Below are 26192 nucleotides of genomic sequence, written 5' to 3' on the forward strand. Positions count from 1 at the left end.
GTTTCACGATTATGCCTCGCGACTGCCACGATCGCCAGCACGCCGGGCTCAGTAGTGTAGTAGTGCACAAGTCGTCACTTAACGGCAGGGACGATGGGCACTGGACGGCCCTGAGGAGTGGGAAGCGCAGGTACGGCATCACCCCCGCTACATCACCGACGATATGACGGCGTTGTGTCGAGCGGCAAGGCATGGCGTAGGTATCGTTCAGTTATCGAGCATGTGTTTTTGTCTTTAGCTTTGTCATCACAGAATGCGATGGCACGATAACTATTGATTGCTTTACACGGCCGGAAAGGAGGTAGTAGTCGGCCATGCCGGCTCCGGTCGGGGCGGTGTTAAGCGAGAGAACAAAGGAATCGCGCCCCGTCGTGGCGCGGGGCGCGTGGCGCATGAAGTTGGGGGCGGGCATGCCGGCCCGCCCGCATCTCAGGTGCGGTCGTAGGAGAACTGGATGCCAGCCGTGCCGCCGGTCTGGATGAAGAGATCCATGAAGGCCGGGACGGTGTCGCTGCGGGCCCAGTCGCGCTGCAGTTCGCAGAACAGCTGAGCCACGCTGATCAGCTTGCCGCCAGCCTGTTCGATGCGGCGCAGCGCGGCCTCGTGCGCCGCCACGGAAGTACCGCCTACGGCGTCGGCCACGACATAGACCTCATAGCCTTCCTTGAGCGCGTCCAGCGCCGGGAAGGTCAGGCACGCTTCCGTCCACAGGGCAGTCATGATCAGCTTCTTGCGCCCCGTCGCCTCCACTGCCGCGCGGAACTCCACGTCTTCCCAGGAGTTGATCGAGGTGCGGTCATAGGTGGGGAAGTCGCCCAGCACCTTCTGCAGCTGCGGGATTGGCGGCTTGTTCAGGCCCGTCTTCACATTGACCGTGGAATGCACGATCGGCAGCTTGTACGCAACCGCGGCACGCGAAACGCCGACGATGTTATTGATCAGCAACTGCCGGTCCATGGAGGCGATGGAGTTCACCTGGACCGGTTGGTAGTCGATGATCACGAAGGCTGCGTTCTGCGGAGTCAGCAGGTGGTCGTTTGCGGGATCGCGAATGGGTTCGCTCGCCATGGTTATCTCCAGAACAATGGGTGGGTTTCTGCTACTCGGCGTTCCCGGGCCGGCGCTGCATGTACTGTGCGCGACGCTGGCCCGACTGCCCCGCGACGGTACCGGCATTGCCGGACACTGCAAACCGGAAATGCGGTTCTGATGCCGTCCCGCATGCGTTGCGGTCGGCCGTCGCAACGAGCCCTTGCAGCATAAGCCATGCATTGGGGCGAGCGTGATAGCCATCTGCCAAACATGCTGTTCGCGCTGATAGAACGATCCGCGCGCCCTCCGTGTCCTGCTTGCTTGCGCCGTGGTATTTGCCTAGTCTTTGCTGACACCATATGTGCGGAGGACACGAACGATGGGCGATTTCTATGTGCTGGTGATCCTGTATGCCAAGCCCGGGCGCGAGGCGGAGCTACGGGAAGAACTGCGGGCCGTGGTAGCGCCTTCCCGCCGCGATGCAGGCAACCTGCGCTACGAGTTGTTCGAGCAACAGGATGATCCGCGGCGCTTTGTCTTCGTCGAGCACTGGGACAGTCCCGCGGCGCAGGAGGCGCACCATACGCAGACCGAGCACATCCGCCGCTTCCAGGAAGATGGCAGCGATGCGGTGGAAAGGATGGAGTTGTTCTATCGGATGAAGCTTGTGGCCTGAGTGGCAGCGTTCTCCATGCAGGGAGGCTATGGCGGCGATAACGACCACGGCGTGGAAAAGCATGAAATCGCCGCGCGCTGGGACGACATCGTGCAATGGCAGCTGTCCAGCCGCTTCACGCTCTCGCTGGATGGGGAGGTCAATGTCGCGAACTGGCGCGCATTGTCTAACCGGCCGTCCAGCCAGCTGATGGAGTACGGCATCTCGCCAATCTTTCGCCTGGGTTATGCCGCGGAATTTGCCACGCCGTTTATCGAGGCGTCAGTGGGTTTGCGCGTGCTCAGCCACACCGAGATCGCCGGCGGCCACCGCATGGGATCGGCGTTCCAGTTCTCAGACATGGTCGGCGTCGGGGTTGCCTTCGGCGAGGCGCGGCGCCTGACCATCGGCTACCGCTTCCAGCACCTGTCCAACGCCGGCATTCAGGAGCCGAATCCGGGCGTCAACTTCAGCATGGGCTACATCCGCTATCGCTTCTGACGCGCTTCTGAGGGCGTGCCGGCATCAAGGGCCGGCACGATCACCGCGATCGCGTCGCGGACCAGCGCATCGATCTCGGCGTCGTCCGGACGGACGCCGGTAGCCAGCGCACGGTGCAGGACGCTGGCCAGCACCATGCCGTGGAACAGCCTGGCACTGACCTCAGGGCTTGCCGAGAGCCGCGTGCCTCTCGCCTGCTGGCTGCCAAGGAAGGCCGCAACATAGGCGCAGGTCGCCGCCGGGCCGCGCGTATACCAGGCGTTCCCCAACGCGGGGAAGCGCCGCGATTCCGCGAAGATCAGCCGCAGGAACGCCAGGTGGCGTTCCTCCAGCAGCGACTGCAGAAAACTGTGCGCGATCTTGCCGAGTCCCTGCGCCGCATCGCAGCGCGACACATCCACGCCCTTCTCGGTCTTTTCCAGGAAGCGGTCGCACAGCCGCTCCACCACCGCCACGAACAAACCGTCCTTGCCGCCGAAATAGCTGTAGACGTTGGTCTTGGAGCCCCCGCACGCCTTGACGATGTCGTCCAGGCTGACGCCGTCATAGCCGTGCTCGAGGAACATGTCGGCGGCGGTGCTCAGGATCAGGGCGCGCTTCTCTTCGCCACGGCGTGTGATGCGCTGCGGCGGGCGGTGCAGGGGAGTGTCGGTAACGCTCACGGGTGATGCCATCGGTAGCGAGGAGTAACAGGGGACAAGGGGCGCTGGCGCCCCGCGCAGTCTACCAAATGCTTGCGTGATCCAAGTGGCAGCCCAGGCGTCGCCCCTTTCTTCAAAAAATTCGAGTGAGGTTTTTCAATTTATTTAGTACCATACGGTACGGTTTGATTATACTTGGATCGTGAGACGTGCGGGGCAGATTGCCCCGGTCGACACAAGGTTCTTCCTGGTAGGAAAGGAGCAAGTGATGAAAAAGGCATCGATTGGCGCAATACTGATGGTGGTGATGGCGGCCGGGGCGCAAGCCGCGGTGCGCACCGCGGACGTCTATACAGACGGGGCGCATGTTGCCGAGGCCCTGCAGCGTTCGCAATCCGGCCGCCTGGCCGATGAGCAATTCCGCCGGATTGCCGTGCGCAAGGCGGATCCGTTCACCGACGGCGGACTGCGGCAGGTAGATCTGTTCACCGACGGCGCACTGCGCCAGGTGGATCCGTTCGCCGACGGCGCACTCGCGAGAATTGGGTGTGCCGACCGGTTCACGGATGGCGCCTGAACGGCAAGCCGGTCCTGCGCCACATGCAGTGCCGGCCGCAAGTTGACGTCGGGGTGCGGGTTTACCGTTCTTGCAGAGGCTCGCACCCCCACCTAAAATAATTCGCATATCGCATTAGATTGCGCGTAGCGCAAAAACGGAGACAACGTGACGGAAGCGAAACACCCCCGGGCTGCCGGTCAGACCAGCATCGCGCATGTGGATATCCACGGCGTGTCGGTGCATGGCAAAGACCTGAGCGAGGCCTTGATCGGCAAGACCGGCTTCACCGCCTACTTCCTGTTCCTGCTGACCGGCCGCGAGCCCGGCGCAAAGCTGGTGGCGATCACCGATGCCTGCCTCGTGGCGATCGCGGAGCATGGCCTGGTCCCCTCGGTGCAGGCAGCCCGCATGACGCTGGCCGCCGCGCCGGATGCGTTGCAAGGCGCCGTGGCGGCTGGCGTGCTGGGTTGCGGCTCGGTGATCCTGGGCGCATCGGAAACCGCGGGCCAGCTGCTGGCGGAAGTGCTCGCCGGGCGGGAACACGGCACGCTGGCCGAGAGCGCGAACTTGGTGGTCAGGGCCGTGCGGCAGGCGCGCAAGCCACTGCCAGGCTTTGGCCATCCCACGCACAAGCTGGGGGATCCGCGCGCGCACCGGCTGCTGGCCATTGCGCGGGAGCTGGGCGTTGCCGGCGACCACGTGGCCGCGCTGGAAGCGGTAGCCGCCGCAGTGCCCGAGCATTACAGCAAGCCCTTGCCGCTGAACGTTTCGGGCGCAATCCCCGCCGTCCTGCTCGACGCTGGCTATCCCGCCACCGCGCTCAAGGGGGTGCCGTTGCTGGCGCGCGTGGCGAGCCTGATCGCCCACCTGCAGGAGGAACGCCGCCAGCCGATTGGCTTCATCCTGGCCGATGCCGCCGAACAGGCCATCGCCTACAGCGCCGCGCCGGCGCAAGCATCATGAGCGCGCCGGCCACCTGCACCGGCACGATGGCGCCGCTCGACGTGCTCAGGCAGTATCCGGCGCATGACTTCACGCTGACCGGTTTCCTCGCGGCCCGCGTGGCGGCGCATCCGGACAAGCCGGCGTTGCTTTTCGAGGGCGAGACCTGGAGCTATCGCGAGCTCGAGGGACGGATCGCGCAAGCCGCGCAATGGCTGGCGCGGGCCATGCACGTGCGCCGCGGCGACCGCGTCGGCGTGCTGTCCCCCAACCATCCGTCCACGGTCGTGCTGATGTTTGCGCTGGCGCGCATCGGCGCGACCATGGTGCCGGCCAACCCGGAATACCGGCTGGACGAGGCGCTGTACGTGTTCCAGCATGCGCAGGTCTGCGGGCTGGTGTGTGCACCGGCTACGCTGGACACCGGTGCGGCCATCGCCCGGGCGCTGGGCGGTGGGGTCTGGCTGCGCGCCAACGAGCCTGGCGACCACGGCGTGCCGACGCTGGAGCAGTCGATGGCGTCGGCGGGCGAACTTGCGGCCGAACCTGCCGACGACGGCGGCGACCGGGATACCGCACTGATCATCTATACGTCCGGCACCACGGGCTTCCCCAAGGGCGCGATGCACAGCCATCGCGGCTACGTACTGACCGCCGAAGCCTTCGTCGGCCGGTTGCAGCTGCAGCCAGACGAGCGCGTGATGTGCGTGATGCCGCTGTTCCATATCAATGCGCTGATGTATTCGGTGGGCGGGTCGCTGGCTTGCGGCGGCTGCCTGGTGCTGGTGCGCAGGTTCTCGGCGTCGTCGTTCTGGCGTTTCGCCGCCGAGACCGGCGCCACGGAGGTGAACCTGGTGGCGGCGGCCGGCAGCATCCTGGCCCGGCGCCCGCGTGCGGAGTTCGTGCCTGGCCACCGCATCACCAAGATGTTCATCGCGCCGCAGACCCAGGAAATGGTGCGTGTGATGAAGCAGGAGTTCCACGTGCCGCGGCTGATCGAATGCTATGGCATGACGGAAATCCCGGGCGTGATTGCCAACCCGTTCGACGGCCCGCACAAGCTTGGCACCATGGGCCTGATCTCGCCCCACCCGGATCCGGCGGTGCCGGTGCCGCAGGCCCGCATCGTCGACGACGAAGGCAGCGACGTGGCCCCGGGCGGCGAGGGCGAACTGCTGATCCGCACGCCTACGCTGATGCAAGGCTACTACCGTGACCCGGCCCAGACCGAGGCGGCGTTCCGCGACGGCTGGTTCGCCACCGGCGACCTGGTGCGCCAGGACGAGGACGGCTACTACGTCTTTGTTGCGCGCAAGAAAGATGTGATCCGGCGCAAGGGCGAGAACGTGTCGGGCGCCGAGCTCGATCGCATCTTCGGCGAACACCCGGCGGTGGAAGAAGCGGCGGCCATCGGCGTGCCCGCGGAACTTGGCGAGGAAGAAATCCTGCTGGCGGTGCAGTTCCGCGCGGGCCAGTCGGCCGATGCGGCCGAGCTGCTCGCCTGGGCGCGCGGCCGCCTGGCCGTGCACAAGCTGCCGCGTTATATCGCCACCGTCGACGCAATCCCGCACACACCGACGCACAAGCCTGCCAAGCACAAGCTGAAGGCTGACCGGACACTGCTGGCGCGCGCGGTCGACCTGTCGGCCGCCAGCCAATAAGCCAGAACAAAAGGAGACAACCATGAGCACCCAGGACAACTACACCCTCCAGCGCGCGCTGGACGCCATGTGCGCCGGCGCACCCGGCTCGGACGAGACCTTGCAGGCGCAATTCGGCGTGGCGCTGCGGCATTTCCACGCCATGCTGGACGAGCTGCAGCTGACCGATGCGCAGCTCTATCGCATTGCCGCCTGGCTGGGCCGGGTGGCCGCGCAGGATGAACTGATCATGCTGTGCGACATGATGGGCCTGACCATGCGCGCGCTGGACCTGGCGCGCACCGGCGAGCAAGCCACGCCGCAGAACGTGACCGGCCCGTTCCCCAAGGACCAGGTGGCCGAAGGCAGCAACCCCTGCCACCTGGCGACGGCGGAGGAGCCCGGGCAGCGGCTCGAGGTGCGCGGCCGCGTGCTGGATGCGCGCACGGGCCAGCCGGTGCCGGGTGCGACGCTGATCGTGTGGCAGCCCAACCAGTTCGGCCGCTACGAGAACGAAGACGACTCCCAGTCCGAAGACAACCTGCGCGGCAAGCTGCGCTGCGATGTGGAGGGCGGCTTCCAGATCTTCACGGTGCGGCCGGGCGGCTACATCATCGGGCGCGAGGACACGGAGGTGGGCGTGCTGATGAGGCGCCTGGGCCGCAACCGCCAGCGCGCGCCGCATATCCACTACCGGGTGGTGCAGCCGGGATACCGCACGCTGACCTCTCAGATCTATTTCAAGGGCGACCCCGCCAACCCGGTCGACTGCATCTTCTCGACCATCGATGACCACATCGTCGAGGTGGGGCCACATCCGCAGCGTGACGGCTACCAGCTGCTGACGCTGGATGTGGTGATCGAGCCCGAGGCGGCGCCAGTGGCGGCCTGAGCCCCGCGCAGCTCAGGAGGCCGCCAGGATCGAATGCGCCAGCGTGGGCGCCCGCCGGATGGCGGCCTCGATCATCGCGGCCGCCTCGCGCAGTGCCGGCAGCCGTGTGGCGACAAGTTCTTCGGGGCTGGCGCGCTCGGTCTCGGTGGAGCAGTTGATGGCGGCGATCACGCGCTGCTGGGGGTCGCGCACGGGCACGGCGATAGACAGGACGTTGAGCTCGAGCTGGCCGTGCTGGATCGCATAGCCCTGTTCAAGCGTGCGTGCCAGCGCGGCGCGCAGCGCATCAGCATCGCTGAGCGTCATCGGCGTGAATTTCTGGAACGGTGCCTTGTCCAGGACCTTGTTCTGCTGGGCCTTGGTCGCATGCGCCAGCAAGGCGAGGCCGAGCGAGGTGCAATGCACCGGCAGCCGGTAGCCGACCGAGGCGCGGAACGCGATGCGCCGCTGGCTGGGCACATGCGCGAGGTAGACCACACTGTCGCCGTCGAGGATGGCGAGCGAGACCGAATCGCGGAAGCGCTCGGCCACTTCCTGCAGGAAGGGCTGGACGATGTCGCGCAGGTTCATCGAGCTGAGGAATGCGGCGCCCAGCGACAGGACCTTGGGCAGCAGCACGAAGCGCCGCCCGTTGGTGCCGATGTAGCCCAGCGCCTGCAGCGTCAGCAAGGCACGGCGCGCGGTGGCGGGCGTCATGCCGGTGGCCTGGGCGACTTCGCTCAGCGTCATTTCCGGCGTGGTGTCGGTGAACGCCTGGATCACCGCCAGGCCGCGCGCCAGCGCCGCGACGTAGTCGCGGTGGCCTTCTTCGAGCTTGGGCGGGGCGTCCTGGTCGACGGGGGCGGTGGGTTTGGCGGCGGAGGTCATGCACGCATTTTATCCGCAACGCCCAGGCTGGAACAGAAAGGAGGGCGCCATGGCCGGCGCCCGGGAGACATAGCAACATGAGACTCGATCCTACCTCGCTGCGGCTCTTTGTCTGCGTGGCGGAAGAGGGCTCCATCGCAGCCGCCGCCGAGCGTGCGCACCTGGCCGCCGCCGCGGTCAGCAAGCGCATCAGCGAGCTGGAGCAAGGCCTGGGCACGGCCCTGCTCCGGCGCAGCAACAAGGGCGTGGAGCCGACCACGGCCGGCATCGAGCTGGTGCACCTGGCGCGCGGCGTGCTGCACGACCTTGACGACATCGTGACGCGCATGCGCGACTTCGGCGGAGGCCTGCGCGGCCAGGTCAGGGTATTCGCCAACGTCTCCGCCATTACGCAGTTCCTGCCGGCGCAGCTCAAGTCGTTCCTGGCGGACTATCCGCGTGTCGACGTGCGCCTTGATGAGCGCGTCTCCACCGCCATCGTGCGCGCCGTGGCCGAGAACGCCGCGGATATCGGCATCTTCACCGCGTGCGCGGTAGGCGCGGAACTCGAGACCTTTCCCTACCAATGCGACGAACTGGTGGTGGTGGTGCCAGACGGCCACCCGCTGGCAGCGCGGCAGTCGGTGTCGATCCGCGAGGCGCTGGACTTTGATCTGGTCAGCATGCATGCCGGCAGCCAGATTCATCTGCAGCTGGTGCGGGCCGCCAGCGAGGCCGGCCTCGTGTTCAAGCCGCGCATACACGTGCCTGGCTATGACGCGCTGTGCCTGATGGTGCAGGCGGGGATGGGGCTGGGCATCCTGCCGAGGTCCAGCGCGGCGCCTTACCAGGACACCCTCGGCATCCGTACCGTCAGGCTGGACGAGCCCTGGGCCGCGCGGCAACTGGTGATCGGCGTGCGCGCCTACGACAGCCTCTCGGCGGTGGCGCGGCTGCTGGTCGACCGCCTGCTCGACGCCGCGTAGCACAGACGCGCCTGCCATCGCGCTATGCGATGGCAGGCTCGCCAATCACTGCTTTACCACGCGCGCCGGTTCTTCCAATCTTGCATGGCAGTCACCGTATTTCGACAGGAGCAGCAAACCGTCATGGTCAACGAAGCGAACAAGGAAAAGATGCCGCTGCAAGGCGTGCGCGTGTTGGAGCTGGGATCGCTGATCGCCGGCCCGTATGCCGGCGGCCTGCTCGCCCAGTTCGGCGCCGAGGTGCTGAAGATCGAAGCGCCGGGCGAAGGCGATCCGCTGCGCAAATGGCGCAAGCTGTATGAGGGCACCTCGCTGTGGTGGTATAGCCAGAGCCGCAACAAGAAGTCGCTGACGCTGGACCTGCGCAGCCCGGAAGGCCAGGACATCGTGCGCAAGCTGGTCGCCGGCGCCGATATCGTGATCGAGAACTTCCGCCCCGGCACGCTGGAGAAATGGGGCCTGGGCTGGGAAGACCTGCGCAAGGTGAGTCCGGCCCTGGTCATGGTGCGCATTTCCGGCTATGGCCAGACCGGCCCCTACAAGGACCGCCCGGGGTTTGCCGCGATCGCGGAATCGATGGGCGGGCTGCGCTATGTCAGCGGCTACCCCGACCGGCCGCCGGTGCGGTCCGGCGTGAGCATCGGCGACACGCTGGCGTCGCTGTACGGCGTGATCGGCGCGCTGCTGGCCATGCACCACCTGCGCAACAACAACGGCGAAGGGCAGTATGTGGACGTGGCCCTGTACGAGTCCGTCTTTGCCGTGATGGAGAGCCTGGTGCCGGAGTTCGACAAGTTCGGCCACGTGCGCGAGCGTTCCGGCGCCAGCCTGCCCGGCATTTCGCCGTCGAACACGTATCCCTGCAAGGACGGGCAGTACGTGATCATCGCGGGCAACGGCGACGCCATCTTCCGGCGCTTCATGACGGCGATCGGCCGCGACGACCTCGGCCAGGATCCGCGCCTGGCTCACAACGATGGCCGCGTGCAGCACAACACCATGCTCGACGACGCCATCGCCGCATGGACCGCCGCGCACGACCTCGACACCGTGCTGGCGACGCTGGAAGCCGCGGCGGTGCCTTGCGGGCGCATCTACACCGCGCAGGACATCTGCAGCGACCCCCACTACAGTGCGCGCGGCATGATCGAGCCGCACCAGCTTCCCGATGGCTCGCCGCTGGCGCTGTCGGGCATCGTGCCCAGGCTCAGCGCCACCCCGGGGCGAACCAACTGGATCGGGCCGGCGCTGGGCGAGCACACCGAAGAGATCCTGGCGGGCATCGGCATTGCCGGCGCCGAATTCCGCGCGCTGCGCGAGGCCGGCGTGGTCTGAGCCCGCGGCGCCAAACCGAAGGACAGAAAATGAACACGACCATGTGGCTTCCCCATGCCCCGCGGCGAGTCCGCATCAATGAAGTGTCCGTGCGCGACGGCTTCCAGATCGAGCCGGAATTCGTCCCCACCGAAGAGAAGATCGCGTTGATCGACCGGTTGTCCGAAACCGGGCTCGCCCGGATCGAGATCACCTCGTTCGTGTCGCCCAAGGCGATTCCGAACCTGCGCGATGCCGAAGCCGTGGCCAGGCAGATCCGCCGCCATCCCGAGGTCATCTATACGGCCCTGGTGCCGAACGTGCGCGGATGCGAGCGCGCGCTCGAGTGCGACCTGGATGAGATCAACCTCGTCATGTCCGCCAGCGAGACCCACAACCTGGCAAACATGCGCATGACGTGCGAGCAGTCGCTGGCGCAGTTCCGCGATGTGACGGCGCTGGCCCGCTCCGGTGACCTGGCTGTCAGCGGCTGCGTGGCGACGGCGTTCGGCTGCCCGTTCGAAGGCGCGGTGGCGCCGGAGCGCGTGCAGTGGGCCGCGGGGCGATACCTGGAGCTGGGCATGGACCGCATCACGCTGGCCGACACCACCGGCATGGCTGACCCGCGCCAGGTGAGCGACCTGGTCGAGGCCTTCCGCCAGTGGTTCCCGGGCGTGCCGCTGACACTGCATTTCCACAACACCCGCGGCATGGGCCTGGCCAACGTGCTGGCTGCGCTGGCCGCGGGCGTGGACAGCTTCGATGCCTCGCTGGGCGGGCTCGGCGGCTGCCCGTTCGCGCCCGGCGCCACCGGCAACATCTGCACGGAGGACCTGGTGCACATGCTCGAGTCGGCCGGCATCGACACCGGCGTTGACCTGGACCGGCTGCTGGGCGCCGCGCGCGACCTGCCGGCACTGGTCGGGCACGATATTTCCGGGCAGGTCGTCAAGGCGGGCAAGCGCACCGAACTGTATCCGGTGCCGGAATGGGTGGGCGCGCGCCAGCACTGAAGCAAAGCATAAGCAAGGAGATACCATCATGACCGAGCCTAACAGCCCCGCGAGCCTGCTCGACAAGCTCTGGGCCAGCCACGTGATCCACCAGGAGACCGACGGCCCCGCGCTGATCTATATCGATCGCCACCTGGTCAACGAAGTGACCAGCCCGCAGGCCTTCGAAGGGCTGCGCCTGAACGGGCGCAAGGTGTGGCGTGCCGCCTCGGTGCTGGCCACTGCCGACCACAATGTGCCCACCACCGCGCGCAGCCAGGGCATCGCAGATCCGGTGAGCCGCGCGCAGGTTGACGCGCTCGACCGCAACTGCGAAGAGAACGGCATCGTCAATTTCGGCATGGACGATCCGCGCCAGGGCATCCTGCACGTGGTGGGGCCGGAGCGCGGCGCGACCTTGCCCGGCATGACCATTGCCTGCGGCGATTCGCATACCTCCACGCACGGCGCGTTCGCGGCGTTCGCATTCGGCATCGGTACCTCGGAAGTGGAGCAGGTGCTGGCCGCGCAATGCCTGTGGATGAAGAAGCCCAAGTCGATGCTGGTACGCGTTGAGGGCGAGCTGGGCAGGGGCGTTGCCGCCAAGGACATTGCGCTCGCGCTGATCGGGCGCATCGGCACGGCTGGCGCGACCGGCCACGTGATCGAGTTCGCCGGCAGCACCATCCGCGGCCTGAGCATGGAGGCGCGCATGACCGTGTGCAACATGGCGATCGAGGCCGGTGCGCGCACGGGCATGGTGGCCGTTGACGAGACCACGCTGGAATATCTGGGAGGACGGCCGCAGGCGCCGCAGGGCCGGATGTGGGACGTGGCCGTCGAATACTGGCGCACGCTGCACAGCGATCCGGGCGCTACCTTCGATGCCGTGGTGGACCTCGACGCCGCCACCATCCGCCCGCACGTGACCTGGGGGACGTCGCCCGAAATGGTGGTGCCCGTCGGCGAGCGCATTCCCGATCCGCGCGACGAGCGCGACCCGGTGCGCCGCAAGAGCATCGAGGCGGCGCTGCGCTACATGGGCCTGCTGCCGAATACGCCCATCGAAGCGGTCGCGGTCGACAAGGTCTTTATCGGGTCATGCACCAACGCGCGCATCGAAGACCTGCGCGCCGCGGCGGAGGTCGTGCGCGGCCGGCATGTCTCGCCGCGCATCCGGCAGGCACTGGTGGTGCCGGGCTCGGGCCTGGTCAAGTCCCAGGCCGAGGCCGAGGGCCTTGACCAGGTATTTATCGCGGCCGGCTTCGAATGGCGCGAGCCCGGCTGCTCGATGTGCCTGGGGATGAACGACGACCGCCTCGCGGCGGGCGAACGCTGCGCATCCACGTCCAACCGCAATTTCGAAGGCAGGCAGGGACCGGGCGGGCGTACCCACCTGGTGAGCCCGCAGATGGCAGCCGCGGCCGCCGTGGCGGGGCACTTCGTCGATGTCCGCGCGTTGTAACACCGGAGGAAGCCGAGCAATGAAAGCCTTTACCACCCTGGATGGACTGGTCGCGCCGCTGGATCGCGCCAATGTCGATACCGATGCCATCCTGCCCAAGCAGTTCCTGAAATCCATCCGGCGCAGCGGCTTCGGCCCCTACCTGTTCGACGAATGGCGCTACCTTGACCATGGCGAGCCCGGGCAGGACTGCAGCACCCGGCCGCTGAACCCGGACTTCGTGCTGAACCAGCCGCGCTACCGCGGCGCGTCGATCCTGCTGGCGCGCGAGAACTTCGGCTGCGGCTCCTCGCGCGAGCATGCGCCGTGGGCGCTGGAAGACTTCGGCCTGCGCGCGCTGATCGCGCCAGGTTTCGCGGACATCTTTTACAACAACTGCCTGAAGAACGGCCTGCTGCCGATCGTGGCGGCGCCGGAGGTGGTCGACCGCCTGTTTGCCGAGGTCGCTGCCACGCCGGGCTACCGGCTGCAGGTGGACCTGGCCGCGCAGCAGGTGGTCACGCCGGCCGGGGAGGTGATCGCTTTCACGCTCGACCCGTTCAAGCAGCATTGCCTGCTCAACGGGCTGGACGATATCGCGCTGGCACTGCGCCACGCCGCGCAGATAGACGCCTACGAACAAGTGCGGCGGCAGCGCGAACCCTGGTTGTTCAACTGACTGGACATCCGGCCGCACGAGCCGGAAAGCCCGACAACGATAGATGGAGACATGATGGACTGGAACACTCACACCCCTCGCGCGCTGTGTGCCGCGGCGCTCGGCCTGGCCTGCTTTGCCGGCGCAAGCGCCGCCCTGGCACAAGCCTATCCCGCACAACCGATCCGCATGGTGGTGCCGTACGCACCCGGCGGCACGACCGACATCATCGCCCGGCAACTGGCCCAGCGCATGTCCGAGAAGCTGCACCAGCCGGTGGTGGTGGAGAACAAGAGCGGCGCCAACACCGTGATCGGGGCCGACGCGGTTGCCAAGGCGCAGCCCGACGGCTACACGCTGCTGCTGACCAACGACGCCACGTTCGTGCTCAATCCGGTGGTGCTGCCATCGGTGTCCTACAACGTCGCGCGCGACTTTGCGCCGGTGGCGGCGATCGGCTATGTGCCGCTGGTCATGGCGGTATCGGGCAGCCTGCCGGTGGACAGCGTCAAGGACCTGGCGGCCTATGCGAAAGCCCGCCCGCAGGCGCTCAGCTACGGTTCGTTCGGCGCTGGCAGCCAGCCGCACCTGATGGGCGCGCTGTTCAACAAGCTGGCCGGCACCGACCTCGTGCACGTGCCCTACAAGGGCTCGGCGCCTGCCGTGGCCGATGTCGTCGGCGGGCAGATCCTGATGACCTTCCCGGCGCTGCCGACGATCCAGAGCTTTGTCACAGCGAAGAAGCTCAAGGTGCTGGCGGTCAGCGGCGACAAGCGCACGCGCGCATTGCCCCAGGTCCCGACCTTCGAAGAGGCCGGCTACAAGGAAATGAATATTTCGGCGGTCTACGGTGTGCTGGCGCCGGCCAAGGTGCCGCGCGCGGTGGTCGACAAGCTCAATGCCACGATCCGCGAGATCCTCGACGAACAGGACTTTGTCGAGAAGCACTTTGCGGCGCAGGGCATGGTGCCGATGAAGCTGACGCCGGAACAGTTTGCGCGCTACATCGAAACGCAGACGCAGCAGACACGCAAGGTCGTTGCGCTGTCGGGCGTCAAGGTCGAGTAGGCCGGAAGGCAAGGACATGAAAGACGTGAATCACGAACGCACCTCGTCATCGCCGCGCATCGGCTGGATCGGTATCGGCGCCATGGGCAGGCCGATGTGCCTGAACCTGCTGAAGGCCGGCCACGCGCTGACGGTGTTCGACAAGGTGCCCACCCGGTGCGAGCCGGTCGTTGCCGCGGGTGCCCACGCCGTGCCGTCCGCGCGGGATGCGGTAGCGCAATCCGATGTGGTGTTCTCTACCGTCTTCGATGACAGCAGCTTGCGCGCGCTGTTCCTGTCCGACGGCGGCATTGCCGCTGCGGCGGCTGCGGGCCAGGTCTTTGTCGACATGAGCACGGTATCGCCGGAAGCCTCGGCTGAGGTGGCCGAGGCACTGGCACAGCGCGGCGCCAGCTGGCTGCGCGCGCCGGTGTCCGGCACGGTGTCGCTGGCCGCGAGTGCGCAGCTGAGTTGCTTTGTGTCCGGGCCACGCGAGGCGTTCGCCGCGGTGCAGCCGCTGCTGGCCTGCCTGACCGCGCGCCAGTCTTATGTCGGCGGCGCCGACGAGGCGCGCGTGATCAAGCTGATGATCAACATGATGGTGTTCATGAGCACCGCGGTCATCGGCGAAGGGCTGGCCTTCGGCGAGCGCGCCGGGCTGGACCGCGCGCTGATGGTCGATGCGATCAACGACAGCATCGTCGGCAGCGCGCACTACCGCACCAAGGCCGACAAGCTCAAGCAGCGCGAATACGGCGCCGCGGGGCCGATCTCGCTGGTGGTGAAGGACCTGGACCTGGCACTTGCCGTGGCGCGCGACAACGCCGTGGCGCTGCCGATCTCGTCGCTGGTGCGGCAGTACCTGGCGATGATGCAGCAGCGCGACCTGGGCCATCTCGACATTGCCGCGCTGGCCGATGTGCCGGCCTGGAGCAGTGCGCCGGGCGGGGAGGTGCGCTAGCCGCCGTCAACTGAGGCGCGCCGCGAGAGCGCGCCCAAGACCCATGAACCATGACAAAAAGGATGGAGACATGAACCTCAAGCAAATCATCCGGACGCCGCACGGCGTCCTGTGCGCGGCTGTCGCCGGAGTGATGTTCGGGCTGGCGCAGCAGCCGGTGCTGGCCCAGGCCAGGCCCGGCGCGGAGCCGGTGCGCATCGGCGGCCTGTTTTCAACCACCGGCGGCCTCGCCGCCGTGGGGCTGGCCGAGCGCGAAGGCGCGCTGCTGGCGCAGAAAGTCATCAATGCCGGCGGCGGCATCGGCGGGCGGCCGCTGGAGCTGGTCGTCGAGGACGACGGCTCCAGCCCGGATACCGCCGTGGCCAAGGCCAACGCACTGCTGCACACGCACAAGGTGCGCGCCATCGTCGGCCCGTCCGGCATCGCGCAGACCGTGGCCATCGGCGGCATCACGCAGGCGCAGAAGGTGCCGCTGTTTGCGTTCTCCGGACTCGGGCCGGCGGTGGAACGCGAGCGTACCTGCGTCTTCCACCTGACGCCCTCGCAGGAACTGAATGCGCGCGCGGTGCTGTCCTATGCGCGCGACAACGGGCTCAAGCGCATCGGCGTGCTGCACGATTCGGGCTACGGGCAGGTGGTGTGGAGCAGCATGAAGACGCTGGACCGCCAATACGGCGTCACCTTCGTGCAGGTCGAGAAATTCGAGATCGCCGCCACCGACGTCACCACGCAGGCTGCCAAGCTCAAGGCCGCCACGCCGGACGCGATCGTCGTCATCTCTACCTCGCCTGCGCCGTTCCGCAATGTGCGCCAGCTGAAGGTCGGCGCACCGATCATCTCAGTGCACGGCACCGCCACCTACGAGACCGTCAAGGGCATGGGCGAGGCCGCCGACAACATCATCCATCCCGAGTTCATCGTTTCCGAGGATCCGCTGCCGGGGCAGAAGGAGTTTGTCGAGGCTTATCGCAAGGAGTACGGCAAGCTGCCCAAGCATTTCGCCGCCGTGGGCTGGGATGCGGTGATGGCGCTGGCCAGCGGCCTGAAGGCGGCGGGCGCCGATGTGGCCGGCGACAAGCTCTGCAGCGCGCTGCGCCGGCCTTACCAGGGCGTCACGATGGGCTATGACTTTTCTGCGCCCGATATGGGCGGCATGACGCTGGCCGGCTTTACTTACTCGAAGCTGCAGAAGGGCCAGTTCGTGCGGCTGGACTACAAGGCCCGGCCCTAGCCGGTGTAGCGGCAAAACGCATCGGCAAAAGGATCGGCAATGTCTGACACCCTAGTTATCCAGGCGGTCCTGTCCGGGATCACCAACGGCTTCGTCTACGCGCTGATCGGCGTGGGCATATCGATCATCTTCAAGGGCACGCGCATCGTCAATGCGATGCAGGGAGAGTTCGCGGTAATCGGCGCGCTGGTTGCGGTATTCGCGCTCAAGACGCTGGGCCTGCCTTATCCGGTGGCGATTGCCGGCGGCATTGCCGCCGGCGCCGCCAGCGGCCTGGCCATCGACACGTTGTTCGTACGCCCGATGATGCGGCGCGGCGCCGGCGAAGAGAGCTTCCTGCTGCTGACCATTGGCCTGGCGTTCGCGCTGTCGGCCGCGGCGCTGTACTTCGGCGGGCGCGATTCGCACCTGCTGCCGGCCATCGGCGGCGAGGGTGTGGTGGATCTGCTGGGGGCGACCGCGCCCGTGCACGCACTGGCGCTGGTGGTCATTGCGGTGCTGCTGGTGGCGGCGTTGCGGTTGTTCTACACGAAGACCCTGGTCGGTCTAGCCATGACGGCGGCGTCGCTGGACCCCGACGGGGCCACCACCACCGGCATCAACGTGCGCCGCATGCGCACGCTGACCTTCCTGCTCGGCGGCGGCTTCGGCGCGGTAGCGGGGGTGCTGGTGACACCGCTGCTGTCGATGAACTACCAGATGGGTATCGGCCTGACGCTGAAGGGCTTTGCCGCGGCCATCCTCGGCGGGCTGGGCAATCCGCTGGGCGCGGTGGTGGGCGGGCTGCTGCTGGGGCTGACCGAGTCGCTGGCGGTGGTGGGCTTTCCGTCGGGCTATCGCGACGTGGTCGCGCTGTCGATCCTGGTCGTCATCATGATTCTGCTCCCCAACGGCGTGCTGGGCCGCGCGGGGCGCAAGGGAGGATAAGCATGAATGCATCATCCAACGCCACGCGCTGGCTGGTGGTGGCCGCGGTGGTAGTGTGGGCGCTGGCCGGGCAACTGCTGTCGCGCCACCACATCGACCTGCTCAACTTCGCCGCCATCCTGGCCGTGGGCGGCCTGGGCGTCGGCCTGCTGCTGGGGCAATGCGGCATCGTCAACCTGGCGCAGGCCTCGTTCTACGGCATCGGCGCCTATGCCTCGGCCTACTGCACCACGGTGCTGGGATGGCCGGCGCTGGCCGGTGCCGCGGCGGGCCTGCTGGCCAGCGCGGCGCTGGCGGCGGCGATCGGCGTGCCGGTGCTGCGCCTGGGCGGCTTCTTCCTGGCGCTGGCGACGCTGGCGGTCGGCAGCATCGCCAATGTGCTGTTCTTCGAATGGGACTGGCTGACCGGCGGCACGCTGGGCATCGGTGGCATCCCCAAGCTGTCGCTGTTCGGTTTCCTGCTGGATACGCCGGAGCGCTATTACTACTTTGCCTGGCCGCTGGTAGGGCTGCTGCTCTGGCTGGTGGACAACCTGGTCAAGGGCCGCCCCGGCCTGGCCATGCGGGCCATGCGCGACGCGGCGCCGGCAGCGCAGGTGCTCGGCATCGACATGCACCGGCTGAAGACCGCGATGTTCGTGCTGTCGGCCATGCTCGGCTCGCTGGCGGGAAGCCTGTTTGCGCACTACGTGTCGTTCGTCAGCGTGCAGAGCTTTACGGTGGAGCGCTCGATCGTATTCCTGCTGGTGCCGGTGGTGGCAGGCGCGCGCTCCACCTGCGGCGTGGTGATCGGCGCATTGTTTGTGTCGCTGGTGCCGGAGCTGCTGAGCGGATTGGGGGATTTCCACCAGGTGTTGTTTGGCGCGGTGCTGGTGCTGGTGGTCACGTTGATGCCTGGCGGGATCATGGGTGGGCTCGCGGGCATGGTTGGCCGCATGCATCGCCGCACCTTCGGCCGCACGCAGAACCCCGCATTGAAGGAGGTCCGATGAAATCCGCCATCGCTGAATCCGGCACCAGTGCCGCGGGCGCGGCAGGCGCGCAGGCCCTGCTGCGGGTCGAAGCGGTCGCGCACAGCTTTGGCGGCCTTGACGTGCTGCGCAATGTTGCGTTCGATGTGCCGGCCGGCGGCATCGTCGGCCTGCTCGGCCCCAACGGCAGTGGCAAGACCACCTGCTTCAACATCATCTCCGGCTTTCTGCGGCCCAAGGGCGGCAAGGTGCTGCTGGCGGGGCGCGACATCACCGCCGACAGCGTGCAGCAGCGCAGCCGCGCCGGGCTGGTGCGCACATTCCAGACGCCACAGGTGTTCGAGCACATGACGGTGCTGGAAAACCTGATGGCCGGCTGCCACAAGGCCACGCGCTCGGGCGTGGTGCATGCGATGCTGCGTTCGCCGCTGTCGCGGCGCGAGCTGCAGTCGATGCACGAAGCCGCGCTGGGATGCGCACGGAAGTTCGGTCTGGAAGGCCTGCTGCAGCACCGCGCCGGCGCGCTGCCCGCGGGCCAGCGCCGCATCGTCGAGCTGGCGCGCGCCTGCATCGGCGAACCCCGCCTGCTGTTGCTCGATGAACCGTCCTCGGGGCTGAACAGCGAGGAAATCGAACTGCTGCGCGCGTGGATCCTGCGCCTGAACGGCGAAGGCATGACCATCCTGCTGGTGTCGCACGACATGGGGCTGATGACGATCTGCGGCACCGCCCACGTGCTGTATTACGGGGAAATCATTGCCAGCGGCACGCTGCAAGCCGTGCAGGCGGATCCGCGCGTGCGCGAAGCCTATATGGGAGTCTGACCATGCTGAAAGTGAAAGGCCTGTATGCCGGCTACAGCCCGGTGCCGGTGCTGCATGATATCGACATGGAGGTCGGGCCGGGCGAGGCGGTGGCCGTGGTCGGCGCCAACGGCGCGGGCAAGACCGCGCTGGTGCGCACGCTGTCGGGGCTGGTGCGGCCGATGGCGGGCAGCATCGTCAAGGACGGGGTGGAAATCGGCCACGTGCCGGGGCATCGCCGCTTCGAGCATGGCATTGCCGTAGTGCTGGAGAACCGCAACCTGTTCGGCGAGCTGTCGGTGCGCGACAACCTGCGGCTGGCCGAGCAGGCCGGCAGGCGCGCGCGCGGCGGCGCGATGCGCTTCACGCACGACGAAGTCTGCGAACTGTTCCCGCTGCTGCGCGAGCGCGGCAGCGGCCAGGTTGGCCTGCTCTCGGGCGGGCAGCAGCAGATGGTGGCGATCGCCCGCGCGCTGCTGCTGCAGCCCGACCTGCTGATCATGGACGAGCTGACCACGGGCCTGGCGCCGCGCATTGTCAAGGAAATCCTGGCCGTGCTCAACCGGCTGCGCGAGCGCGGGCTGAGCATCGTGCTGGTGGAACAGAGCGTGGCGATTGCCGCGGAGATGACCGACCGCGCCTATGTGCTTTCGGTGGGACGGGTGATCCACGAAGTGCGGCGCGGAGAGTGGCAGGCGCTGCTGAACGACAAGACGCTGGTGAAAGCGTATCTGCATGGCTGAGGGCACCGGCATGGGCAAAACGGACACAAAGACCGGAGGGTATATGGAAGATCTCGCTGCGCTCAGGCAGGCGGATGCCGCGCGATACCGCGCGATGCTCGCCGCCGATATTGCGGGGCTGGAAGGCCTGCTTGCGGATGAACTCAGCTATACCCACTCCTCGGCGTTGCGCGAAGACAAGCAGGCATACCTGGCATCGCTGCGCAGCGGGCGGGTGCGCTACCTGCAGGCGTCGGTACGAGAGGTTGGGCAGGAAATCTACAACGACATCGCCGTGATGCAGGGCAAGGCCCTGCTGGTTGCCGTGGTCGACGGCGTGGAACGCACGCTGGACAACCGCTTCCTCTGCGTGTGGAAGCGGCGGGAGGGCGCGTGGCAGATGCTGGCGTGGGCCTCGACGCCGATCCCCGCGCCGGTTGCTGCTGTCCCAGGCCAGGCATTTCAATAGATATATTGATATGGACTTCATCATTCATTGCCTTGACCACGCCGATGCGCAGCAGCGCCGGCTCGACAGCTACGACGCACATCGCGCCTACCTGGCTGCCGCGGAGGTCCGGTGCGTCATGTGCGGGCCGTTGATGTCCGATGACGGCGGCCGCATGATCGGCAGCCTGTTCCTGGTGCGTGCGCAGGACAAGCGGCAGGTCATCGACTTCACCAGGGGCGATCCCTTCCAGCAGGCCGGCGTGTGGAAGGAGGTGCAGATTCATCCGTTCCTGCTGCGGGTAGACAACCGCGATCCCGACTGAACGGACGCGATGATAACTGCATCAGCTATGACCCGACTTTGCCTGCGAGCTCGCCGTGATCATCCAGGACGGCCTGCGCCGCATGATGCAGGAGCAGGAGGATGTGTACTACTACCTCACGGTGATGAATGACCGCGGCTCAACCGTGCCGCAGCAGGGGCGCCGGCTCAGGCACCTGGCTGCCGCCCGCGGCGCGGGCCTCCCACGGCGGCGGTGACATTGCCTGCTGCAGGTATTGCACCAGGGTCCGCACTTTCTGCGAGGTGAAGTTGCTGCGCGGATAGATCGCGAAGATGCCGTCGTCGAGCGGAACCTCGTGCGGCAGCACCTGGACCAGGCGGCCCGCCGCCAGGTCCGCCGAGATAATGAACAAGGGCAATACCGCAATGCCATGGCCGGCCAGTGCCGCGTCGCGCAGCACTTCGCCGTTGTTGGCGGTGAAGACCCCGCGCGGGGCGATGACCTTCGGCGCGGCCTGCGGGGTCGCGCCACGGAACGCCCACACCTGGCCGGGCGCGGAGTTGCTGTACGACAGGCAGGCATGCTGCGAGATGTCGGCGAGGCTGGCCGGCAGCCCGGCGCGCGCGGCGTAGGCCGGGCTGCAGCATGCGATGCGCCGGCTCAGCGCCAGCCGGCGCGCGATCAGCGCGCTGTCGCCCAGCCGGGTGATGCGGATGGCAACGTCGTAGCGCTCGTGGCCGGTATCGGCCAAGCGGTCATCCAGCTCCATCACGACATGCAGGCGCGGGTGGGCGCTGGCAAACTCGGCGATCATCGGCGACAGCCAGAGCGTGCCGAAGCTCATCGGCGCCAGGATGCGCAACTCGCCGCATAGCTGCTGCGATGTCTCGGAAATGCTTTCCGCCGCATGCGTCAGTTGCGCCATCGCAGCACGGGCCTGTTCGTAGAAATGCCTGCCGCTTTCGGTGGGCTGCACGCTGCGCGTGGAACGCTGCAGCAAGGTCACGCCAAGGCTGCGCTCCAGGTCGCTGATACGTTTGCTGACAACGGACTTCGACAGTGCCAGGTGGCGCGCGGCACGGCTCACGCTCCCTGACTCCACCACCAGCAGGTATGCCTCGATCTCCTCGGTCTTGAGTTGCATGCTGGTCTTCCATATTTCGTTGCTCTCGGCACGAAGGATACCGGGCGGTACTGTACAGGAGCAATGGTTGGAAGCCTTGTCAGGGCCCTTCCAGTTGGCGGGAGTACAAAGCCCCATATCGGCTTGCCGCTTATGCCGTTCCGCTAGGCTCGAACGGGGGCGAAAACTATCCTGGCTTCGCGCCCGAGCCGATGATGAGTTCAAGCTCGGTCTTGAAGCCTTCATCGACGTCGAACTGCTTTAGGCATTCATAAACATCGTTCCAGGCCCTCACCCTGGCCGCGACGTCGAGGTCCGCTACCACCGCCCGGTATGCCCCGGCGGCTTCCTGCATCAGTTGCAGCGCATCGGACGCGCTCGGCAAGACGAGCTGCGCTCGGACGTGGCGTGTTCTCACATCGCCAAGACCGCTGTCGTGCATCAGGCGTTCCAGCACGCCATCGCCTCCCAGTGCAAAGATTCCGGGTTGTCCGGGCGCGGGAGGAGACTTGCCCGCGTGGCGTAGAAGGATCGCCATCGGCTGAGCCATAAAGGGATTGGCGGCGGGCGTCGTGAAGACCAGCGCCGCGAAACGCGCGCCAGGCTTGAGTGCGCGCTGGACAGATTTCAATGCCTCACCAGGCGACGGAAAAAGCATTAGTCCCAATCGGCACATCGCCGCGTCGAACGGGGCCAGTGTCTCGTCCAATTCGTCTGCTGCGCATTCCAGCGTTTCGATATTCTGAAGGCCGGCACGGGCGGCATTTCGGCGGACATGCTCCAGCATGGTGCCCGATATATCACTGGCGACCACTTCGCCGTCGGCACCCACTCGCATCGCTGCCTGGAGGCTCTGGCTGCCGGCACCGCAAGCCAGATCGAGAACGCGCATGCCCGGCCGGACACCGGCCATATCAATGAGCGTGTCCGTGGCGCCAGAAAGAGTGGTGGCGAACACATTCTCCCACTTCGCCCAGCCGGGTGCTGCCGACTCCCACGTATTGCGAAGACTGGATTTCACTCCGTTGTCGGTCATCTGGAGACTCCCTCAGGATCCACCGCCGCCTGTACAGAAGCATTGTATTTCCATCACTCATGAGCCGGCGGATCCTTGTCATAAAGAGAAAAGTTAAAGGCACGCAAGGGAAAGCGGAAAGCGGCGCCAGGCTCGATGATTCGGTCATGCAAAGTGCACTCGGACATCAACCCGTCTGAGTCACACCAGCACCGGCTTGTCCATTTTGTCCATCGGCGAGCCCAGGCGGCAAGCCCCAGGCAAGCCGTGACATCTACTCAAGAACAGGAGACCACATGGCGAAAGTCGTTAAGATTTACGAGACAGGCGGACCCGACGTCCTTCGTTTTGAGGACGCGCATGTGGGTGATCCGGGGCCAGGGGAGGTTCGTGTCCGTCACGTGGCCGCAGGTCTGAATTTTGCCGACACTTACTTCCGCAGCGGTACCTATAAGGTCCCGCTGCCCAGCGGCATCGGCAACGAAGCCGCCGGCGTTATCCAGGCCGTCGGTGCCGGCGTCACCCATCTGGCGGTCGGCGACCGTGTGACCTATACGGGCTTTACCAACACGCTGGGCGCCTACAGCACGGAGCGGTTGATCTCCGCCGCACCGCTGATCAAGCTGCCGGAGACGATCAGTTGCGAAATCGCGGCTGCCATGACCATGCGGGGCCTGTCAGCGGCCTACCTGATGCGCCGGATCTACCCCTTCAAGGCGGGCGACTCCATCCTGCTGCATGCCGCGGCAGGCGGTGTCGGCCTGATCATTTCGCAATGGGCCAAGCTGCAGGGACTGACGGTGATCGGAACGGTTTCTACCGATGCCAAGGCCGAAATCGCGCGCGCCCATGGCTGCGACCACACGATCAATTACAGCCATGAGGACGTGGCCACGCGCGTGCGGGAGTTGACGGATGGCGTGGGCGTGAACGTGGTCTTCGACAGCGTGGGCAAGGACACCTTCATGGCCTCGCTGGACTCCCTCAAGCGCCGCGGCCTGCTGGTGTGCGTGGGTTTCGCCTCCGGCCCGGTCACCGGGTTCGATCCTGCGATCCTGGCCCGCAAAGGCTCGGCATTCCTGACGCGCCCGGGCCTGGCCGACTATATCGCCGATCCTGCCGAGAAGGCGGAACTGGTGAGCGAGCTGTTCGGCCACGTGGCGGCGGGCCGCATCCACATCGGGATCAATCAGCGCTATGCCCTGGAAGATGCCACGCAGGCACATCGGGACCTCGAGTCCCGAAAGACCACCGGCTCGTCCATTTTCGTGATTTGACAGCGCGAAGCAGCCATCCCATCTAGTTCGACGTTCCCAAGATTCAAACCTCAACCCGGAGATCCATCGATATGAACTTCCTTGACGGCCACCTGTATCCCGAGAACCAGCAGCCCCTGATCATCACCGCCGCTCCCTATGCGCCAGGCTGGATCCCGTCAGACTTCCCGGAAGACATCCCTGTCACCATGGCGGATCAGATTCAGAAGGCGGTGGATTGCTACGAAGCTGGTGCGAGAGTGCTGCACCTGCATGTGCGCGAAGAGGATGGCAAGGGCAGCAAGCGGCTGTCCAAGTTCAACGAACTGATCGCCGGCGTGCGCAAGGCCTGTCCGGAAATGGTCATCCAGGTGGGCGGCTCTATCAGCTTCGCGCCTGAAGAGGGACAGGCCGCCAAATGGCTTAGCGATGACACGCGGCACATGCTGGCCGAACTCGATCCGAAGCCGGACCAGGTGACGGTGACCGTCAACACTTCGCAGATGAATGTGACGGAGCACGCCAGTGTGGATGATTTCAAGGGAGTTTCGCGGGGGTTCGCGCACCTCTACGAAACCTACAAGGACATGGTCGTTCCCTCGAATCCCAGCTGGTTCGAGGAGCACGTTCGACGCCTGACGGCCGCCGGTATTCAAAGCGAGTTTCAGTGCTACAACATCAACAGCTTTGAAACGATTGAGCGGATGATTCGCCGCGGTGTCTACAAGGGCCCGCTGGTGATGAACTGGGTGGCGATCAGCGGCGGCATGGATCAGGCGAACATCTACAACCTGGCCAACATTCTGCGTGCCGTGCCGGACGGAGCCGTGGTAACGGTGGAGAGTTCGGTGCTGAACGTGCTGCCCATCAACATGATCGGCATGGCTTTGGGCCTGCATGTGCGGTGCGGCATCGAGGACGTACTCTGGAACCAGACCCGCACCGGAAAGATGAGCACGGTCGAGCAGATCAAGCAATTGGTGCGTATTGCCGGCGAATTTGGTCGGCCCATCGCGACCGCGCAGCAGACCCGCGAGATCTTGCAGCTTGGGGTCTTCTACGACACGGTGGAAGAGACGCTGCAGAAGAATGGCTTCGCTCCCAATCGTAACGGTGGCCACCAGGGCTTCCTGCGCAAGGCCGAATGCATGTAAGTAGCCCTTGGGGGAACTTGACAGCATTTGCGGTATTGGCGATGCCAGCGTTGCTCATGCCGCCATGTGCGTCGCGCCTGCTGCCAGGGCGACGCACATGGAAGGCGCGCAGCTTGACCAATCGTCAACAAAACAAGTACATGGAGGTAGACAATGGCATTGCGAATTCAAAAGCTGGTTGCGGTCACGCTGGGCACCGCAGCGCTTCTGGCGTTGTGCGCTTCAGGGCAGGCGCAGGAAGCCTGGCCCGCGCGCCCGATTCAGATGATCGTGGCCTCGTCGGCAGGATCAGGAACCGATGCCCTGGCACGGGTGATGGCGCAACGCCTGTCGGCATCCCTGAAGCAGCCAGTCGTTGTTGAAAACCGGCCGGGCGGCAGTGGAGTCATTGGGACAAGCGCTGTAGTCAAGGCGCCGGCCGACGGATACACGATTCTTTACACCACGGCATCGAACCAGGTCATCGCCCCGGCCGTTCTGAAGACCATCCCGTATGATCCTAAGAAGAGCCTTGTCCCAATCGCCGAGACGGCCGAGGGTGGCGTGATGTTGCTGGTGAGCAATGATCTGCCGGTCCACAACCTGCAGGAGCTTATCCAGTTGGTGAAGGCGAATCCGGACAAATACAGCTACGCTTCCTGGGCCACCGGCTCTTCAGGGCAGCTGACGATGGAATGGCTCAAGAAGCAGACCGGCATGAAGACCGATCACGTCGCATATCGGACCTCGAATCAGCTATTGACTGACCTTTCCTCAGGTGTCGTGAAAATCGGCTGGACCGATCCGGCCGCGCCCGTTCCCTTCCTGCGTTCCGGAAAGGTCCGCGCCATTGCCATTACCGGCAATGTGCGTGCGCCGCAGCTGCCTGATGTCAAGACCATGGGTGAACAGGGCTATAAGTTCGATATGGTGGGGTGGTTCGGCATGTTTGCTCCAGCGGGAACCAACCCGGCGATCGTGAAGAGGCTGGCCGATGAAGTCAACAAGGTGCAGGCGTCCCCTGATCTCGCAGCGATGATGAAGAGCATGAACTTTGGGCCGCCGCCGGTGAAGACCTCGGTGCAGTTCGGCGAGACTGTCAGCAACGATCTGCAGGCCTGGTCGAAGATCGCAGGCGATGCAAAGATCCGGCTCGATGAATGAAAC

The 26192-nt window shown here is 66.0% G+C and carries 28 protein-coding genes and 2 pseudogenes; 25 read left to right on the forward strand and 5 right to left on the reverse strand.

The window, feature by feature from the left end; translation table 11 throughout:
- Positions 1-94 precede the first annotated feature (94 nt).
- Positions 95-214 (forward strand): annotated as a pseudogene (locus IPF36_RS34550) (LysR family transcriptional regulator); the annotation flags it as partial.
- A 215-nt stretch (positions 215-429) separates the two neighbouring features.
- On the opposite strand, the gene IPF36_RS07060 reads toward IPF36_RS34550, so the two are convergent.
- Positions 430-1068: a hydrolase gene (locus tag IPF36_RS07060; RefSeq protein ID WP_135705353.1), complete on the reverse strand. Its 639-nt coding sequence runs from the start codon at positions 1066-1068 to the stop codon at positions 430-432.
- Between the two features lie 343 nt (positions 1069-1411).
- Here IPF36_RS07060 and IPF36_RS07065 point away from each other — a divergent pair, with 343 nt between their 5' ends.
- Together IPF36_RS07065 and IPF36_RS07070 are read left to right on the forward strand one after the other, a co-directional pair.
- Positions 1412-1708 carry a putative quinol monooxygenase gene (locus IPF36_RS07065; protein ID WP_195427631.1) on the forward strand — a complete coding sequence of 99 codons (297 nt, stop codon included), beginning with the start codon at positions 1412-1414 and terminating at the stop codon, positions 1706-1708.
- Between the two features lie 15 nt (positions 1709-1723).
- On the forward strand, positions 1724-2188 hold the full coding sequence (locus IPF36_RS07070) for an acyloxyacyl hydrolase (RefSeq protein ID WP_195427632.1): 465 nt from the start codon (positions 1724-1726) through the stop codon (positions 2186-2188).
- On the opposite strand, the gene IPF36_RS07075 is transcribed toward IPF36_RS07070, so the two are convergent.
- Entirely contained in the window at positions 2176-2850 is a 675-nt protein-coding gene (locus IPF36_RS07075; RefSeq protein WP_240745872.1) for a TetR/AcrR family transcriptional regulator, read from the reverse strand. The genes IPF36_RS07070 and IPF36_RS07075 overlap by 13 nt on opposite strands.
- A gap of 247 nt (positions 2851-3097) precedes the next feature.
- On the opposite strand from IPF36_RS07075, the gene IPF36_RS07080 reads away from it, so the two are divergent.
- From IPF36_RS07080 to IPF36_RS07095, 4 genes are all read left to right on the forward strand, one after another.
- Complete coding sequence (locus IPF36_RS07080) at positions 3098-3406, forward strand: hypothetical protein (protein WP_195427633.1); 309 nt, start codon at positions 3098-3100, stop codon at positions 3404-3406.
- A 147-nt stretch (positions 3407-3553) separates the two neighbouring features.
- Positions 3554-4351 carry a citryl-CoA lyase gene (locus IPF36_RS07085; RefSeq protein ID WP_195427634.1) on the forward strand — a complete coding sequence of 266 codons (798 nt, stop codon included), beginning with the start codon at positions 3554-3556 and terminating at the stop codon, positions 4349-4351.
- On the forward strand, positions 4348-5991 hold the full coding sequence (locus tag IPF36_RS07090; protein ID WP_195427635.1) for a class I adenylate-forming enzyme family protein: 1644 nt from the start codon (positions 4348-4350) through the stop codon (positions 5989-5991). The genes IPF36_RS07085 and IPF36_RS07090 overlap by 4 nt, the downstream gene beginning before the upstream one ends.
- Before the next feature lie 22 nt (positions 5992-6013).
- Positions 6014-6862: a dioxygenase gene (locus IPF36_RS07095; protein WP_135705348.1), complete on the forward strand. Its 849-nt coding sequence runs from the start codon at positions 6014-6016 to the stop codon at positions 6860-6862.
- Between the two features lie 12 nt (positions 6863-6874).
- On the opposite strand, the gene IPF36_RS07100 is transcribed toward IPF36_RS07095, so the two are convergent.
- Positions 6875-7729: an IclR family transcriptional regulator C-terminal domain-containing protein gene (locus IPF36_RS07100; RefSeq protein ID WP_195427636.1), complete on the reverse strand. Its 855-nt coding sequence runs from the start codon at positions 7727-7729 to the stop codon at positions 6875-6877.
- 77 nt (positions 7730-7806) lie between these two features.
- Between IPF36_RS07100 and IPF36_RS07105 the strand changes: the two genes are divergently transcribed.
- The 15 genes and pseudogenes from IPF36_RS07105 to IPF36_RS35065 all read left to right on the forward strand — a co-directional run.
- On the forward strand, positions 7807-8694 hold the full coding sequence (locus tag IPF36_RS07105; RefSeq protein WP_195427637.1) for a LysR substrate-binding domain-containing protein: 888 nt from the start codon (positions 7807-7809) through the stop codon (positions 8692-8694).
- 123 nt (positions 8695-8817) lie between these two features.
- Positions 8818-10029, forward strand: a complete 1212-nt coding sequence (locus tag IPF36_RS07110) for a CaiB/BaiF CoA-transferase family protein (RefSeq protein ID WP_135705346.1) — start codon at positions 8818-8820, stop codon at positions 10027-10029.
- A 29-nt stretch (positions 10030-10058) separates the two neighbouring features.
- Complete coding sequence (locus IPF36_RS07115) at positions 10059-11021, forward strand: hydroxymethylglutaryl-CoA lyase (protein WP_255519697.1); 963 nt, start codon at positions 10059-10061, stop codon at positions 11019-11021.
- A gap of 28 nt (positions 11022-11049) precedes the next feature.
- Entirely contained in the window at positions 11050-12465 is a 1416-nt protein-coding gene (gene leuC / locus IPF36_RS07120; RefSeq protein ID WP_195427638.1) for a 3-isopropylmalate dehydratase large subunit, read from the forward strand.
- 19 nt (positions 12466-12484) lie between these two features.
- Entirely contained in the window at positions 12485-13123 is a 639-nt protein-coding gene (gene leuD / locus IPF36_RS07125) for a 3-isopropylmalate dehydratase small subunit (protein WP_195427639.1), read from the forward strand.
- A 51-nt stretch (positions 13124-13174) separates the two neighbouring features.
- Positions 13175-14170: a tripartite tricarboxylate transporter substrate binding protein gene (locus tag IPF36_RS07130; RefSeq protein ID WP_240745870.1), complete on the forward strand. Its 996-nt coding sequence runs from the start codon at positions 13175-13177 to the stop codon at positions 14168-14170.
- A gap of 16 nt (positions 14171-14186) precedes the next feature.
- Positions 14187-15110: an NAD(P)-dependent oxidoreductase gene (locus IPF36_RS07135; RefSeq protein ID WP_195427640.1), complete on the forward strand. Its 924-nt coding sequence runs from the start codon at positions 14187-14189 to the stop codon at positions 15108-15110.
- Between the two features lie 70 nt (positions 15111-15180).
- Positions 15181-16341 carry an ABC transporter substrate-binding protein gene (locus IPF36_RS07140; RefSeq protein WP_133096264.1) on the forward strand — a complete coding sequence of 387 codons (1161 nt, stop codon included), beginning with the start codon at positions 15181-15183 and terminating at the stop codon, positions 16339-16341.
- 39 nt (positions 16342-16380) lie between these two features.
- Positions 16381-17268, forward strand: a complete 888-nt coding sequence (locus IPF36_RS07145) for a branched-chain amino acid ABC transporter permease (RefSeq protein ID WP_195427641.1) — start codon at positions 16381-16383, stop codon at positions 17266-17268.
- Positions 17269-17270: 2 nt separating this feature from the next.
- A complete protein-coding gene (locus IPF36_RS07150) occupies positions 17271-18260 on the forward strand; it encodes a branched-chain amino acid ABC transporter permease (protein WP_135705341.1) in 990 nt (329 codons plus the stop codon).
- A complete protein-coding gene (locus tag IPF36_RS07155; protein ID WP_195427642.1) occupies positions 18257-19063 on the forward strand; it encodes an ABC transporter ATP-binding protein in 807 nt (268 codons plus the stop codon). Before IPF36_RS07150 ends, IPF36_RS07155 begins: the two co-directional genes overlap by 4 nt.
- A 2-nt stretch (positions 19064-19065) precedes the next feature.
- A complete protein-coding gene (locus tag IPF36_RS07160; RefSeq protein WP_135705339.1) occupies positions 19066-19785 on the forward strand; it encodes an ABC transporter ATP-binding protein in 720 nt (239 codons plus the stop codon).
- Positions 19786-19828: 43 nt separating this feature from the next.
- Positions 19829-20233: a nuclear transport factor 2 family protein gene (locus IPF36_RS07165; RefSeq protein WP_195427643.1), complete on the forward strand. Its 405-nt coding sequence runs from the start codon at positions 19829-19831 to the stop codon at positions 20231-20233.
- 10 nt (positions 20234-20243) lie between these two features.
- A complete protein-coding gene (locus IPF36_RS07170) occupies positions 20244-20537 on the forward strand; it encodes a YciI family protein (RefSeq protein WP_195427644.1) in 294 nt (97 codons plus the stop codon).
- A 43-nt stretch (positions 20538-20580) separates the two neighbouring features.
- A pseudogene (locus IPF36_RS35065) lies at positions 20581-20754 on the forward strand (hypothetical protein); the annotation flags it as partial.
- Here IPF36_RS35065 and IPF36_RS07180 read toward each other — a convergent pair.
- Positions 20677-21642 (reverse strand): LysR family transcriptional regulator, encoded by a 966-nt coding sequence (locus tag IPF36_RS07180; protein ID WP_195427645.1) that lies wholly within the window; start codon positions 21640-21642, stop codon positions 20677-20679. The pseudogene IPF36_RS35065 and the gene IPF36_RS07180 overlap by 78 nt on opposite strands.
- A 166-nt stretch (positions 21643-21808) precedes the next feature.
- Positions 21809-22657, reverse strand: coding sequence for a class I SAM-dependent methyltransferase (locus IPF36_RS07185; protein WP_195427646.1), 849 nt, complete (start codon positions 22655-22657; stop codon positions 21809-21811).
- A gap of 275 nt (positions 22658-22932) precedes the next feature.
- Here IPF36_RS07185 and IPF36_RS07190 point away from each other — a divergent pair, with 275 nt between their 5' ends.
- The 3 genes from IPF36_RS07190 to IPF36_RS07200 all read left to right on the forward strand — a co-directional run bounded on the left by IPF36_RS07190 (position 22933) and on the right by IPF36_RS07200 (position 26189).
- Positions 22933-23913, forward strand: a complete 981-nt coding sequence (locus IPF36_RS07190) for a quinone oxidoreductase (protein WP_195427647.1) — start codon at positions 22933-22935, stop codon at positions 23911-23913.
- 71 nt (positions 23914-23984) lie between these two features.
- Positions 23985-25046 (forward strand): 3-keto-5-aminohexanoate cleavage protein, encoded by a 1062-nt coding sequence (locus IPF36_RS07195; protein WP_133096253.1) that lies wholly within the window; start codon positions 23985-23987, stop codon positions 25044-25046.
- Positions 25047-25199: 153 nt separating this feature from the next.
- Entirely contained in the window at positions 25200-26189 is a 990-nt protein-coding gene (locus tag IPF36_RS07200) for a tripartite tricarboxylate transporter substrate binding protein (protein WP_195427648.1), read from the forward strand.
- Positions 26190-26192: the final 3 nt, after the last annotated feature.

Source organism: Cupriavidus sp. IK-TO18 (genome assembly GCF_015549295.1).
GTDB classification, from domain to species: domain Bacteria; phylum Pseudomonadota; class Gammaproteobacteria; order Burkholderiales; family Burkholderiaceae; genus Cupriavidus; species Cupriavidus oxalaticus_A.